At 64.4% G+C, this 12,897-nt stretch carries 12 protein-coding genes; 6 read left to right on the forward strand and 6 right to left on the reverse strand.

Annotated elements, in window-relative coordinates; genetic code table 11:
* Positions 1-84: 84 nt before the first annotated feature.
* The 4 genes from ACYQ26_RS03350 to ACYQ26_RS03365 all read right to left on the reverse strand — a co-directional run bounded on the left by ACYQ26_RS03350 (position 85) and on the right by ACYQ26_RS03365 (position 5,181).
* Positions 85-1,887: a PH domain-containing protein gene (locus tag ACYQ26_RS03350; protein WP_459807029.1), complete on the reverse strand. Its 1,803-nt coding sequence runs from the start codon at positions 1,885-1,887 to the stop codon at positions 85-87.
* A 159-nt stretch (positions 1,888-2,046) separates the two neighbouring features.
* Positions 2,047-2,850, reverse strand: coding sequence for an ABC transporter permease (locus tag ACYQ26_RS03355; protein WP_459807031.1), 804 nt, complete (start codon positions 2,848-2,850; stop codon positions 2,047-2,049).
* Positions 2,850-3,881: an ABC transporter ATP-binding protein gene (locus ACYQ26_RS03360; protein ID WP_459807033.1), complete on the reverse strand. Its 1,032-nt coding sequence runs from the start codon at positions 3,879-3,881 to the stop codon at positions 2,850-2,852. The genes ACYQ26_RS03355 and ACYQ26_RS03360 overlap by 1 nt, the downstream gene beginning before the upstream one ends.
* 118 nt (positions 3,882-3,999) lie before the next feature.
* Positions 4,000-5,181 (reverse strand): CBS domain-containing protein, encoded by a 1,182-nt coding sequence (locus tag ACYQ26_RS03365; protein ID WP_459807035.1) that lies wholly within the window; start codon positions 5,179-5,181, stop codon positions 4,000-4,002.
* A gap of 204 nt (positions 5,182-5,385) precedes the next feature.
* On the opposite strand from ACYQ26_RS03365, the gene ACYQ26_RS03370 reads away from it, so the two are divergent.
* The 3 genes from ACYQ26_RS03370 to ACYQ26_RS03380 all read left to right on the forward strand — a co-directional run bounded on the left by ACYQ26_RS03370 (position 5,386) and on the right by ACYQ26_RS03380 (position 7,557).
* Complete coding sequence (locus ACYQ26_RS03370; RefSeq protein ID WP_459807037.1) at positions 5,386-5,637, forward strand: helix-turn-helix domain-containing protein; 252 nt, start codon at positions 5,386-5,388, stop codon at positions 5,635-5,637.
* A 204-nt stretch (positions 5,638-5,841) separates the two neighbouring features.
* Positions 5,842-6,372 carry a 50S ribosomal protein L16 gene (locus ACYQ26_RS03375; RefSeq protein ID WP_459807039.1) on the forward strand — a complete coding sequence of 177 codons (531 nt, stop codon included), beginning with the start codon at positions 5,842-5,844 and terminating at the stop codon, positions 6,370-6,372.
* Between the two features lie 312 nt (positions 6,373-6,684).
* Entirely contained in the window at positions 6,685-7,557 is an 873-nt protein-coding gene (locus ACYQ26_RS03380; RefSeq protein ID WP_459807041.1) for an ATP-grasp domain-containing protein, read from the forward strand.
* Between the two features lie 147 nt (positions 7,558-7,704).
* Here the strand turns inward: ACYQ26_RS03380 and ACYQ26_RS03385 are convergent, their stop codons facing one another.
* A complete protein-coding gene (locus tag ACYQ26_RS03385; RefSeq protein WP_459807043.1) occupies positions 7,705-8,106 on the reverse strand; it encodes an Hsp20/alpha crystallin family protein in 402 nt (133 codons plus the stop codon).
* 129 nt (positions 8,107-8,235) lie between these two features.
* Positions 8,236-9,321 (reverse strand): type II glyceraldehyde-3-phosphate dehydrogenase, encoded by a 1,086-nt coding sequence (locus ACYQ26_RS03390; RefSeq protein ID WP_459807045.1) that lies wholly within the window; start codon positions 9,319-9,321, stop codon positions 8,236-8,238.
* A 259-nt stretch (positions 9,322-9,580) separates the two neighbouring features.
* Here ACYQ26_RS03390 and gap point away from each other — a divergent pair, with 259 nt between their 5' ends.
* The 3 genes from gap to ACYQ26_RS03405 all read left to right on the forward strand — a co-directional run bounded on the left by gap (position 9,581) and on the right by ACYQ26_RS03405 (position 12,883).
* Entirely contained in the window at positions 9,581-10,654 is a 1,074-nt protein-coding gene (gene gap / locus ACYQ26_RS03395; RefSeq protein WP_459807047.1) for a type I glyceraldehyde-3-phosphate dehydrogenase, read from the forward strand.
* A gap of 81 nt (positions 10,655-10,735) precedes the next feature.
* Positions 10,736-11,947, forward strand: coding sequence for a phosphoglycerate kinase (locus ACYQ26_RS03400; RefSeq protein WP_459807049.1), 1,212 nt, complete (start codon positions 10,736-10,738; stop codon positions 11,945-11,947).
* Between the two features lie 72 nt (positions 11,948-12,019).
* Positions 12,020-12,883, forward strand: a complete 864-nt coding sequence (locus ACYQ26_RS03405; RefSeq protein ID WP_459807051.1) for a hypothetical protein — start codon at positions 12,020-12,022, stop codon at positions 12,881-12,883.
* Positions 12,884-12,897: the final 14 nt, after the last annotated feature.

Below are 12,897 nucleotides of genomic sequence, written 5' to 3' on the forward strand. Positions count from 1 at the left end.
CGTCCGTGTTCTACTGCCGTCCTAAACCGCCACCGGCACGAGCTACCGGGGAATCACTGTCTCGACGTCGGGACTCGTCGTTCCTCAGATACTGTCGAGGAGTTCCGATTTCTTCTCCTCGAACTCCGATTCGGTGATTACGCCCTGCTCTTTGAGCTCTGCGAGCCGTTCTAACTTATCGAGTTCGTCGGCCTCGCCTCGGTCGTCTGCGGTCCCGGGTTCTCGTTCTGGCTCGTTTGCCGCTCGAACCCTCTCTCTGAGGTGTTCTCCGACTTCCTTCATTCGATCTGGGTCGACCGCTTCCTCGTACTCGTAGTGGTAGTCGAATTTGTAGATGCCGTCCCGACAGTAGATGATGAATCCCGAACTCGTCAGATCGACTTTCCCGATCTCGTGATACGACCGGTGCATCCGGACGGTACCGCCCTCGTTGGCCTCCGTAAACACGACCTGAATCCCGTCGTCCGTAACGACGAAGTCGCTGGCGTAGGTCTGGTATCCCTTTTTCTCGATTTTCGACGTCGACTGCTCACGCTCGACGAATCCCACGCCGTACTCCCAGCCGCTCGTTTCCATCTCGGCTTCGCCGGTTTCTCTATCGAGGATGGAGAGGCCGAGTTTTGGCTTCTCGGCGGAGAGTTCCGCCGAGAGGAGAATCTCCTCGTACTCGTCGTGCATCTCCTTGCGAACGAATCGGATCCACTCCCTGCACTCCTCGAGATACGTCACGCGAATACGGAATTCGTAGCGTTTCGTTTCGGTTTTCACGCCGATTTTGATCCGGCTGACTCCGAGCGTCGGATCCTGGTATTTGAAATAGATGTCCCGCGAGGTGTTGTAATCGACCAACGCGTCGTACGGTATTTCGACGACCTCGTCTCCGTCGGACTGGGGAACGACCGCGACGATGCGTTCGTCGGTGAAGATGTAGGCGGTGTTCGAGGAACCGTACGGTTTGATCCGCCGGTTCGTCTCGTCCTCTTTGAATTCCGTGACGCCGCCGCTCTTGTCCGTGAACACGTGTCGCACCGCTTCCCCGTCTTCGAGGTATCGAACGATCGGTTCGTGGGACTGCGTCGCGATCCCCTCCAGTTTAGCCCGCGAGACTGAATCGTTTTCAGTGTCGGCCAGAAGGGACGCGATGCGTTTCTCGTCGGTCTCGGTACGGTATTCTTCCTCCTCGTCCTCATCCACGTCCGCGCACTCGTCGTTCGCTTCTTCGTCCGGTTCGTCTCCACTGTCCTCGCTGGCGTCTCCCGTCTCGCTACTCGCGTCCTCGTCACCCTCACCCGTCCCCGCGATCGTTCCGGCTAAAAAGTCAGACAGTTGAGCGAGGTCGTCGGAACCGTAGTGATTGGCGACGTAAATGTCGTATTCCGTACCGTCCGCGGAACTGACCGTGATGCGGTGTTTCAACCGCCCGGTACTCGTTTCGTAGTCGTCCAGCTCGGAGTACGTGACGTCGACGCTCGAATCGCCGTCTTCCTGTCCGGCGACGAGCAGGATCCGCTCGTCGGTAAAGCAGATGGCAAGTCCCCCGGACGGATCCGGTTTCAGCACGGACTCGCCGTCCTTTCTCGCGGCTTTCGATTTGGCGTGGAATACGAAGTGGGGCTGCTCTCGAGGGCCGAGATACGTTATCAGCGACTCGTTTACGAACCGTTTCTCGATGTAGTTGCCCCGATCTTCCGGACTCGTACTCGTAAGAACGTCCGCTGTAACCGTGGCGCTCTTGGCGTTTTCGACGCGAGTTTCGACAGAGAGGGATTCCGTCTCTTTCTCCGCTTTTTCCGAAATATACGAATTCACAGAAGACCTCCCGTAATCATCTAACCGATCGTCATCGTCGCGCTCTGATCCTGCTTTCCCGTTTCCGAGCGGAGCCATATGCGATCGTCCCAATCCGAAAATAAAAACCTCACTTCCCGTTTCGGACGAAAGAAAGCGCAATTATCTCGTCGCGAACGTCTCACTATCGGAACGACACTGCGCGACGAGTCCCCGTTTTCGTACGACCCGGAATCCCATTCACAGCCGCTGAATCGGTCAGTCCGTCAGCCCGTAACCGATCTTGAACAGGTAGATATCGATCGCGAGGACGACCAGCGTCGCCGTCGTCAGCACGCCCAGCGAGAACAGCGGGGCGAGATCGCCGTAGGGTGCGGGAAGGATGCCGACCGAGTGCAGATCCGAGTAGCCCAACAGCCCGTACCGCACGCTGTCGACCATGTAGACCATCGGATTCAACAGCGACACCTGGATCTGCCAGCCCTGCTCGAGCGTCTCGAGCGAGTAGAAGACGGCGCCGAAGAACACCAGCGGCCGCAGGATGAACTGGTTCATCACGGTCAGGTCGTCGAAGTCGCGGGCGACGAGACCACCGATAATTCCGAGGCCGGCAAAGAGCGCCGTGATGACGACCATCGTCGCGACGAGGAACAGCCCGTGCTCGATGCTGATCGGGACGAACAGTCGACCGACGACGGCGATGATGACGCCGACGATCAGGCCCCGTACCGCGCTGGCCGCGACGTAGGCGATGACCATTTCGGCATACGACAGCGGTGAGGTCAGCGTCTCGTGGATGTACTCGTTCCACCGCCCGTGGAAGATCGAGAACGAGGCGTTCTCGAAGGCGTTCGAGATGGCCCCCAGGACGACGAGCCCGGGGACGATAAAGAGGATGTAGGGAAAGCCCGCGATCTCGTCGATCCGGCCGCCCAGGATGAGCCCGAAGACGGCGAAGTAGAGCACGTTCGTGATCGCCGGCGGCATGAACGTGTTCTTGGGCCGGCGGACGAACCGCAACACCTCGCGCCGGAACAATGCGCGGAAGCCGACCGACAGCATCAGGCGACCCCCTCCTGTTCGCGCTCGGCGGTTCCACCGCGCTCGCCGTCCTCGTCGTCACTGTCACCGGCGCTCGAGGCCGACGACGCCGACGACCGCGTCACCGTCCGGTCCTCGCTGCGGGTGAGATCGACGAAGATCTCCTCGAGCGAGGTGCGCGTGATCTCGAGGTCGGCGATCTCGTACCCCTTCGCCTCGAGGTCGTTGAGCAGCCGCGGTGCGGTCGAGCCGCCGTCGTCGACGCGGACCTCAAGGCGGTCGCCGTCGAGCGTCGTCTCGTGGGCGTACTCGGCCGCGCCGAGATCGGGCGTCGTCGACGGGGCCGACTCGAGGCGCACCGAGATGGTGTCGGTGCCCCGCTCCTTGAGTTCGTCCGGCGTCGCGACGGTCACCTTTCGGCCCTCGTTCATGATCGCGACCCGATCGCAGAGGCGTTCGGCCTCCTCGATGTAGTGGGTCGTCAGCAGGACCGTCGTCCCTTCCTCATTGAGCTTGGTGACGAGCTCCCAGAGGTCGTGGCGCAGTTGGACGTCGACGCCCGCCGTGGGTTCGTCGAGGATGAGCAGATCGGGATCGGTGACGAGCGCGCGGGCGAGCAGCAGTCGACGCTTCATCCCGCCGGAGAGCCAGTCGAAGCGCTCGTCGCGCTTGTCGTAGATGCCGACGCGCTTGAGGACCTCGTCGGCCCGCTCGGCGGCCTCGTCCTCGGGGATTCCGTGGTAGCCGGCCTTATGTTGCAAGACTTCTCGAATCGGAAAAAACCTGTCAACATTAAATTCCTGTGGGGCGAGCCCGATCGCGTCGCGGGCCTCGCGGTAGTCGTCCTCGACGTCGTAGCCGAAGACCCGCGCCTCGCCGCCGGTCTTGCGGACCAGCCCGACCAGCGTGTTGATAAAGGTGGTCTTCCCCGCGCCGTTGGGGCCGAGCAGGCCGAAGAACTCGCCCTCCTCGACGGTCAGTGACAGCTCCTGCAGGGCGCGCAAGTCGCCGTACTCCTTCACGAGATCGACGGTCTCGATGGCCGGTGGCATCGCCGAATCGTCGGCCCCGGCCGCGGTTAAGAATATTGGTCTCGGCCCTCGAGACGGGAGTTACGGACGGTTTTGCCGGGTTTCTCGAGTCGTGGGTTGCCGGTCCGCAGCCGATCGCTCAGTCCGCGGTCTGGGGCGACCGAGACGGATTCAAGGCGCCGCTCTTCTGGACGATGTCGAAGGCGGTCATCACGTCCGTCCGCGAGATCAGCCCGACGAGGTCGCCGTCGTCCACGACGAGCAGGCGGCCGATATCGTTCGCGCGCATGCGATCGATCGCCTCCATCGCGTCCGAATCGGGCGCGATCGTCTCGAGGTCGGTCGTCATCACGTCGTCGACCGTGTAGGCGTCGCGTTCGACCGGATCGATCTCGCGAGCGTCGGTTAGCGTCACGAGCCCGACCAGCCGATCCCCACCGGCGGCGTCACGTTCGATAACCGGATAGCCGGTGTGGCGTTCGCTGAACATCCGCTGGATCAGGTCCGCGACCGAGGTGTCCGGCTCGACGGTGTGGAGGTCGCCGGCCGGCGTCATGATGTCGGAGACCGTCACGTCCTGGAAGGCCGCCTTCATGGTCACCTGCTGGGCCTCGCTCGAGGCGGCGACGTAGACGAAGAAGGCGACGCCGACGAGGATGATGTTGACGGGCGGAACGATCCCGAAGATACCCATGAGGACCGCGAAGATCTTCCCGACGCTGGCGGCCTGCTGGGTGGCCTTCGCGTAGGGTTTCGAACGGGCGAGAAACGCACGCAGGACGCGGCCGCCGTCCATCGGAAACGCGGGGAGCATGTTGAACGCCGCCAGCGCGACGTTCAGGATGGCGAGGTAGGCGAGGACGAACCGCGCGCCGTCTAGACCGGCGGGCGTCACGGAAAACAGGCCGTAGGAGACGACGCCGACCAGTACGGAGACGATCGGTCCGGCAACGGCGATGGCGAACTCCTGGCGCCAGTCCTCCGGCATCTCGGTGAACTGGGCGACGCCGCCGAACAGCCAGAGCGTGATCGAGTCGATCGGAAATCCGTATCGCTGGGCCGTCAGCGAGTGGCCGAGTTCGTGGAGGACGACGCCGACGAACAGACCGAGCGCCGCGGCGAGGCCGAAGATCCAGGGGTTCGCCCCTGAAGTTACGGCATCGACGCTGATTCCGGCGTCGAGGGCGACGTTGAGCACCTCCGAGACTTGCTCGATCTGGACGCCGATGAGGTAGGCGAACAGCGGGAGCACCAGGAGGAACGTGATATCCAACTTGATCGGGATCCCGAACAGGGATCCGATCCGAAAGCTCCGCATCATGCTGTATGGTAGCCGTGGCTGCTCCTTAAGCACGGTGCCGGACCGAGGGTTCGCTGCTCGTTCCGGCGCGTCTTCCGCCGGAATTCGTTCTCGAATCGAGGACGGTCATCGCTTGTTCAAGACATATTATCGCACACTTATCGAATAGTCCGTATAACCACCTTACACCATAGAGTTATACAGGAGTTCGTGGACGGTGAATGTATGCTATCAGAAACGAAACAGCGTTCACCGACCGAAATCGATCCGTTACCCACCGACCTCGAGTCCTCGCAGGGCAAACTCGTCTATCTGTTCCTCCAGACGTCTGGCGGCGCGACGCTGACCGACCTCCACCGAGCGCTCGGGATGCAGAAGATGGCGATCCTGAGCGTGCTCGAGTCGCTCTCGACGCAGGGGCTCGTCGAGCGGACGGACGCGGGGTACGCGCCGGTTGCGGTTGCGGCGGCGAACTGAGCGGTGCCAGTCGCAGTGGCCGCGCTCGAGCGCGTACGTTAGATTCTATCTCCTCTATTCCGTTTGCGGCTCACGGTCGAGCGAAGTGGATGCTACCACTTCCCACGCTAGCGCTCCTGCTGTCCCCTCATTACCACCCCGCTCGAGGCGACGGTTCGAAGGCTTTATCCGCACGGTAGGCTTCCGTTTTCGTAAGTAACCACCATGTCCGACAAACCTGCCTCCATGTACCGGGAGATCAGTAAGCCGGCATACACCCGCCGCGAGTACATTACCGGCATCCCGGGTTCGAAGATCGCACAGCACAAGATGGGCGACGTCAGCGCCGATCCCGAGGATTACCCGATTCAGATCAGCCTCATCACCGAGGAGGAGGTCCAGATCCGCCACGGGAGCCTCGAGGCCTCGCGCCTGTCGGCGAACCGCCACATGCTGAAAAACGCCGGCGAGAACAACTACAAGATGATCCTGCGCAAGTTCCCCCACCACGTCATCCGGGAGAACAAGCAGGCGACCGGCGCGGGTGCGGACCGTGTTTCCGACGGAATGCGCCAGGCGTTCGGGAAGATCGTCGGCACCGCCGCCCGCATCGACGAGGGCGAGCGCATCTTCACCGTCTGGTGTGACGTCGACGACGCCGAGTTCGCCAAGGACGCGTTCCGCCGCGCCTACAACAAGATCTCGCCGCCGTGCCGCATCGTCGTCGAGAAGGGCGAAGAGAAGCTGATCGCGTAGGACGAACCACCTTTTACTCTACGTTCGTTTCGCGTCGACAGCAGCTACGCTGCTGCACGACGCGCTGTCACTCGGTAAAAGCTGGACCAAAAGCACTCCTCCCTCCGTTCCGAACGCGTAGCGTTCTCCACGTCAGTCGTCGGCCCGCTCGCTCGTTTCACTCGCTCGCGGTCGCGACGGTGTGACAGCCTACCCTCCCCCGAGTCGCGCGGCTCTCGCATCGCTCGAGCCGCGCTCCCGGCCGGATCGATCTGCACGCTGCGGGTCGCCGTCTCGAGCACCTTTTTGCCCCTCTGCGCCCGAGAGCCGAGTATGATCGACCTCGCCGTCGCGAACGATCAGGAAACGTTTCAGCGGATGGGGGAGCCGCTGGCCGAGCGCGGCATCCGGGTCCATCACGTGCCCGCGAGCGAGCGCGTGGTCGACCTGACCGCCCCGCCGTGGGAGCCCGACGAGTACGACGTCGGCTTCGTCTACCCCGGGCGGCTCATGGAGGGGGGCGTGGCTGACGCCTTCCTTGAGCTCCCGTGGCTCAACGACCACGAGACGGTGCTGACTTCGCGGAACAAGGGGGAGGTGCTCGCGCGCCTCGAGCGGGCCGACCTGCCGGTGCCGCGGTCGGTGTACGTCTCGAACGACGTCTCGGAGGCCGAACTGACCGACGTCTTTGAGCGGTTCGATCCCCCAGTGGTGGTCAAGCCGAACTCGACGACGCGGGGGGTCGGCGTCGCGAAGGCCCACGACCTGGACTCGTTTTTGGGCATCTGCGACTACCTCTCGCTGGTCCACGACTACAAGGCGACCGGGGACCGGTCGTTTCTGGTCCAGGAGTACCTGCCGGACGCCGTCGACTACCGCGTGATGGTGCTGGAGGGCGAGTACGTCGGCGCGGTCGAGCGGCGACTGCCCGACGAGGCCGTGTCGGAGGGTCAGTGGAAGCACAACGTCCACCGCGGGGCCGAGGCGACTGGGGTCGACTTGCCCGACCGGCACCGCGAGCTGGCCGAGCGGGTCGCGGCGGAACTCGAGATTCCGTTCCTCGGCGTTGACCTGCTCGAGACGGACGGTCGGCTGGTTGTCAACGAGACGAACGCCCGGCCGACGATCGACGAGGCGACGAAGTACGAGCCGGGGTTCTACGATCGGCTCGCGGACGCGATTCGGTCGGCTGCGGCGGACGAGTAGGCGCTCGGCTCCGGGGTAGTGGTGAGAATAGGGCGGCGACGGAGTCGGAACCGGTGCCGAAACTAAACTACGGATACGAACCGGCAAGCGATCGCGGTCCGGCCGACGGAACAGCGCACGGCCGCGACGGCGACCGCGACGTCCCGCTCACTCGAGACTGATGTCGGACGATTCCTCGGCGGGGTCGAAGACGACCTCGAGCACGCCGTTGTTGTACGTCGCGGAGGCGGTGTGTTCGTTGACCCGGGTCGGGAGGGAGACGCGCTCGTCGTACTGGCGGTGCTCGCTGCCGGCGGAGATGGTCAGGGTCTTGCCGTCGCACTCGAGTTCGATGTTGTCCTTCTCGACGCCGGGGAGGTCGGCGACGACGCGGATCTCGTCGTCGGTCTCGTGGATGTCGACGTGGGTGTCCGCGCCGAAGCCGCTGTCGGCGTTGCTCGAGGTGTTGAAGTCGACGTTTCCGTCGGCACCGCTCATCATCTCGTTCATCATCCGTTCGATTTCGCGAAACAGGTCGTCGAAGGGTTCGTCGCGGTCGTCTCGGCGCATGGGCGTGTATAAGAAGGGGAGGTGCAAAAACTTTCCCCGCGCTTCGATCGGTGAGCGGCGGCCGGCGCTCGGGCGGTCGTCGCTGTGGGTGCCGAGACGAGCCGCGTTCGACGGCGACGGGTTCAGTCTTCAGTCGTCGGACGAGACTTGCTCCGCGGGCTGCTGGTCGGCCGTCAGGTCCTCGCGACCGCGGAGTCGACCGAGGTCGATGCCCAGCGTCTCGTTCGTCAGCGACCGGCTCTCGGGACCGTCGAGGAGTCTGGTGAGCGCGCGGATCGCGTCGACGTTCTCCGGAACCACGTCGGCTTCCTGGTGGATCGCCTGCATACAGTACAGGTCCCGTCCCTGCAGCGTGATCGACTCGCCCCAGATGCAGTTCTCCCAGATGTCGCCGCGGGGGCGGCCGGCGTCCATCGCGAAGTCCTTGAGCGTCCCGGCGCCGTCGATGCCGGCGTACTCCGGAATCGTGAGCAGCCGATCCTCCGCGCGGAACTGGTCGCGAACCGCGTCGACGCCGTCGGGCTCGTCCTCGAGGGTGACGTTGACGGCGTGGACGTGCATCATCGTCGTGGGGACCTTCAGGCCGATGGTGTCGATGTCGAGTTCGGGGAAGACGGTCTGGACGTCGGGGCCGTGGTGCGAGGGGATCGATACCGGGTCCGGAACCGTGTCGTTGATCGGGCCGCGCCCGGTCTGGTCGGGGTCGCCGCCCCGGCGGACCAGCGTGACGCGGGCCTTGTCGATGCCGTACGTTTCGTGCAGCGGTGCGAGAAACCGGGAGAGCCCGGTCGTATTACAGGAGACGACGCGGGCGTAGTCGGCGTCCTCGGCTTCTTCGAAGTTCGCTCGAGCGTTGAAGCTCACCTCCGCGACGGTCGCGTCCTCGCCGCCCTGAAAGATCGCGGGGGTGTCGTGACGTTCGTACAGCGGTCGATTCTCGGCGCCGATTCCGGAGGGCGTGGCGTCGACGATCACGTCGCTTTCCGCGACGAGGTCGTCGACCGTGCCGGCCAGGTCGATGCCGATCTCGCGGAACCCGTCGGCGCGATCCTCGTCGGCGGCGTAGACGGGGTAGTCCGCTTCCGCGGCCCCGACTGCGACGTAATCCGGACTCCGTTTCGCGACCCCGTGGACCGTCATGTCGGGTTGTGCGCGGACGGCGTCCGCGACGCGTTTGCCGATGGTTCCGTACCCGTTGACTCCGACCCGTATCATACGGATCGTTCTCCACCGCGAACGCTCATAACTGTTTTGCAGTAAATTGATAGATCTTAACTCGAAATTGAGTTACTCGGGTGTAATCGCAACAGGGAAGTGTGTGAACTAGTACACACCAAGGAACACCAATATATAAGGAATGTGGTAGTAGGGGTAATTCCGGTAGCGGCCGGGATGCTGACAGATCTGTATCGATCGTTTACCAACGTTTCGGAAGGGGCAACAACTTTAACGGCGGGGCGCGTATTACTCAGATATGAGTGAACATTCGTACAGCGGTGGTGCGGGGTCGGACGGAGCGCTTCGGATCGGCCTGAACGGGTTCGGCCGAATCGGGCGTAACGTCCTGCGCGCGTCGCTTTCCTACGACAACGTCGAGATCGTCGCCATCAACGACGTGATGGACGCGGACGACATGGAGTATCTGCTCAAGTACGACTCCGTCCACGGGCGCCTCGACGAGGTCTCCCGCGACGGCGACACGCTCCGCGTCGGCGACCGCGAGATCGAACTGCTCTCGGAGCGCGACCCGAGCCAACTGCCCTGGGACGAGCTCGACGTCGACGTCGCCTTCGAGGCGACCGGGCTGTTCCGTACCTACGACGACGCGTCCCAGCACCTTGAAGCCGGTGCCGACAAGGTCGTCATCTCGGCGCCGCCGAAGGGCGAGAAGGAGGTCCCGATGTTCGTCTACGGCGTCAACCACGACGAGTACGACGGCGAGGACGTCGTCTCGAACGCCTCCTGTACGACCAACTCCGTCGCGCCGGTCGCGAAGGTGCTCGACGAGGAGTTCGGCATCGAGTCCGGCCTGCTGACGACCGTCCACGCCTACACCGGCACCCAGAGCATCGTCGACGGTCCCTCGAGCAAGCGCCGCCGCGGCCGGGCCGCCGCCGAGAACATCATCCCGACGACGACCGGCGCCGCGATCGCCGCCACCGAAGTCCTGCCCGAACTCGAGGGCAAGCTCGACGGGATGGCGATCCGCGTCCCCGTCCCGAACGGCTCGATCACGGACTTCACCGTCGACCTCGAGGAGGACGTCACGAAGGAGGAACTCGAGGAGGCCTTCCGCGACGCCGCGGACGACGAACTCGCCGGCATCCTCGGCTACACTGACGAGGAGATCGTCTCCCGCGATATCATCGGCCTGCCGTTCTCCTCGTACGTCGACCTGGAGGCCTCGATGGTCCTCGAGGACGGCCTCGTGAAGGTCCTGACCTGGTACGACAACGAGTTCGGCTTCTCCAACCGGATGCTCGACCTCGCGACGTACGTCGCCGCCGAAGCGGACGACGTCGACGCCGAGGAAGCCGTCGCGCAGTAAGCCGACGCCCCGTCGGTTCCCGCTCCCGTCTATCGAACTTTTAAGCCCGTTCGCAGCCCTCTTTTCGCTACGACGAACACCATGACGACGTTCAAGACGCTCGACGACCTCGAGGCAGGACAGCGGCTACTGGTACGCATCGACATTAACGCCCCCGTCGAGGACGGGGTCGTGCAGGACAACCGCCGGTTCGCCCGCCACGCGGAGACGCTCGCGGAACTGCTCGACGACGACCACGCGGTCGCCGTCCTCGCCCACCAGGGCCGGCCCGGCCGGGACACCTTCGTCTCGCTGGAGCAACACGCCGACATCCTCGCGGACCACCTCGATCGGGACGTCGATTTCGTCCCCGACACGTTCGGCGACGAGGCGCTCGACGCCATCGACGACCTCGAGTCCGGCGACATGCTCGTCCTCGAGAACGCCCGGATGTGCGACGAGGAACTGCCCGAGGAAGACCCCGAAGTGAAGGCCGAGACGGAGTTCGTGCAGACCCTCGCCCCCGAGTTCGACGCCTACGTCAACGACGCCTACTCGGCGGCCCACCGCTCGCACGCCTCGCTGGTCGGCTTCCCGCTCGTGATGGACGCCTACGCGGGCCGCGTGATGGAGGCCGAGTACACCGCCAACTCCGCGATTCAGGAGCGGGAGTTCGACGGCCCCGTCACGATGGTGCTGGGCGGCACGAAGGCCGAGGACCTCATCCCCGTCATCGAGCGAGTCGACGACACCGTCGACCGGTTCTGTCTGGGCGGCATCGTCGGCGAACTGTTCCTGCGCGCGGCCGGTTACGACCTCGGCTACGACGTCGAGGGCACCGAGTTCTTCGACCACCAGTGGGACGACCACCAGGAGACTATCGAACGGGTCCTCGAGGAGTACGGCGACCGCCTGCACCTCGCGAGCGACCTCGCCTACGAGGACGACGACGGCGAGCGCGCCGAGGAGGCCGTCGAGGACATCGACAAGGAAACCTCCTACTTGGACGTCGGCTCCGACACCGCCGACGAGTACGCCGACCTCGTCCGCGAGTCCGAGGCCGTCTTCGTCAAAGGGGCGCTCGGCGTCTTCGAGGAGGAGCGGTTCGCCGACGGTACCGTCGACGTGCTCTCGGCCATCGCCGAGACCGACTGCTTCTCCGTGATCGGCGGCGGCGACACCTCCCGATCGATCGAAATGTACGGCCTCGAGGAGGACGACTTCGGCCACGTCTCGGTCGCCGGCGGCGCCTACGTCCGCGCGCTGACCGGGGAGGGACTCGTCGGCGTCGACGTGCTGCAACGCGAGGCCTGAGCGAAACGTCCGCAGCTTCCTGACTCTCTCCGATCCATACCTTCTTGGTCGCAGCGCGTCCATCCGTTCGCAGTGGCGACCGAGAGCGAGAGCGAGATCGACAGCGATTCCGACGATCGGGCAGTAGACGCGGGGGACTCGAGCGACGGTGTCGGCGGCGCCGGCGTCCGTGACGACGGCCTCGACGGCGCCGATCCCGAAACTCGGGCGCTCGCCCTCGAGGAGGCCCGCACGACCTTCGACTACCAGGTCGAGCGCCTGCGGGAGATCGACGCGAAGGCGATCGAGATCCTGAAGGCGAACCTGCTGATCATCGGGGTCTTCGTCACCGGGTTGTCGGTCGTCGGGCAGACCGAGATCGACGTCCAGGCGTTCGTCAACCCCCACACGGTCTCCGGGGCCGTCCTCATGCTCGTCTCGACGGCGATCGCCGGCGTCACCTACACCACCTCGAACCTGCGCGGCGGCGTCGGCCGGGACGCCCTCGAGACGGCGCTTTCCGACGCCGCGTTCGCCGAGCGACTCGTCCGCAGCTACGGCGAGTGGATCGAGTACAACGCCGCGGTGACCGCGGTCAACGACGTGCTCGTCACGATCACGGTGTTGCTGATCGTCGACTCGTTCGTCTACGTCGTGGTCGGGATCGGCGTCGGCGCAGCCAACCTTTCGCCGATCGGCATCTGGGCGTCGTTCGCCGGGCTGACGCTCGTGCTCGGCTACCTGACGCACGTCGCCTATCAGATGGATCACGTCGGCTCCGTCGGCTCGAGCGAGGATCCGACGACGGCGACGTTCGACGGGGTTCGCCTCTCGAAGGGCGCGACGCGCGGGCAGAGCCACGACGCGCTCCGGCGGACCGTCCGAGCGCGCGACGAGCGGACGACCGAGGCCGCCGAGCGCGAACGGAAACGGCATTCCCGCGAAGGGAAGACATAACCCGGCGCTTGCCC

The organism is Halopiger thermotolerans, assembly GCF_054654555.1.

What these genes read in the sequence shown, in the direction of transcription:
- ACYQ26_RS03350 (WP_459807029.1), bottom strand. Translation starts at nt 1,887, where the DNA reads ATGGCTCCGCTCGGAAACGGGAAAGCAGGATCAGAGCGCGACGATGAC.
- ACYQ26_RS03355 (WP_459807031.1), bottom strand. Translation starts at nt 2,850, where the DNA reads ATGCTGTCGGTCGGCTTCCGCGCATTGTTCCGGCGCGAGGTGTTGCGG.
- ACYQ26_RS03360 (WP_459807033.1), bottom strand. Translation starts at nt 3,881, where the DNA reads ATGCCACCGGCCATCGAGACCGTCGATCTCGTGAAGGAGTACGGCGAC.
- ACYQ26_RS03365 (WP_459807035.1), bottom strand. Translation starts at nt 5,181, where the DNA reads ATGATGCGGAGCTTTCGGATCGGATCCCTGTTCGGGATCCCGATCAAG.
- ACYQ26_RS03370 (WP_459807037.1), top strand. Translation starts at nt 5,386, where the DNA reads ATGCTATCAGAAACGAAACAGCGTTCACCGACCGAAATCGATCCGTTA.
- ACYQ26_RS03375 (WP_459807039.1), top strand. Translation starts at nt 5,842, where the DNA reads ATGTCCGACAAACCTGCCTCCATGTACCGGGAGATCAGTAAGCCGGCA.
- ACYQ26_RS03380 (WP_459807041.1), top strand. Translation starts at nt 6,685, where the DNA reads ATGATCGACCTCGCCGTCGCGAACGATCAGGAAACGTTTCAGCGGATG.
- ACYQ26_RS03385 (WP_459807043.1), bottom strand. Translation starts at nt 8,106, where the DNA reads ATGCGCCGAGACGACCGCGACGAACCCTTCGACGACCTGTTTCGCGAA.
- ACYQ26_RS03390 (WP_459807045.1), bottom strand. Translation starts at nt 9,321, where the DNA reads ATGATACGGGTCGGAGTCAACGGGTACGGAACCATCGGCAAACGCGTC.
- gap (WP_459807047.1), top strand. Translation starts at nt 9,581, where the DNA reads ATGAGTGAACATTCGTACAGCGGTGGTGCGGGGTCGGACGGAGCGCTT.
- ACYQ26_RS03400 (WP_459807049.1), top strand. Translation starts at nt 10,736, where the DNA reads ATGACGACGTTCAAGACGCTCGACGACCTCGAGGCAGGACAGCGGCTA.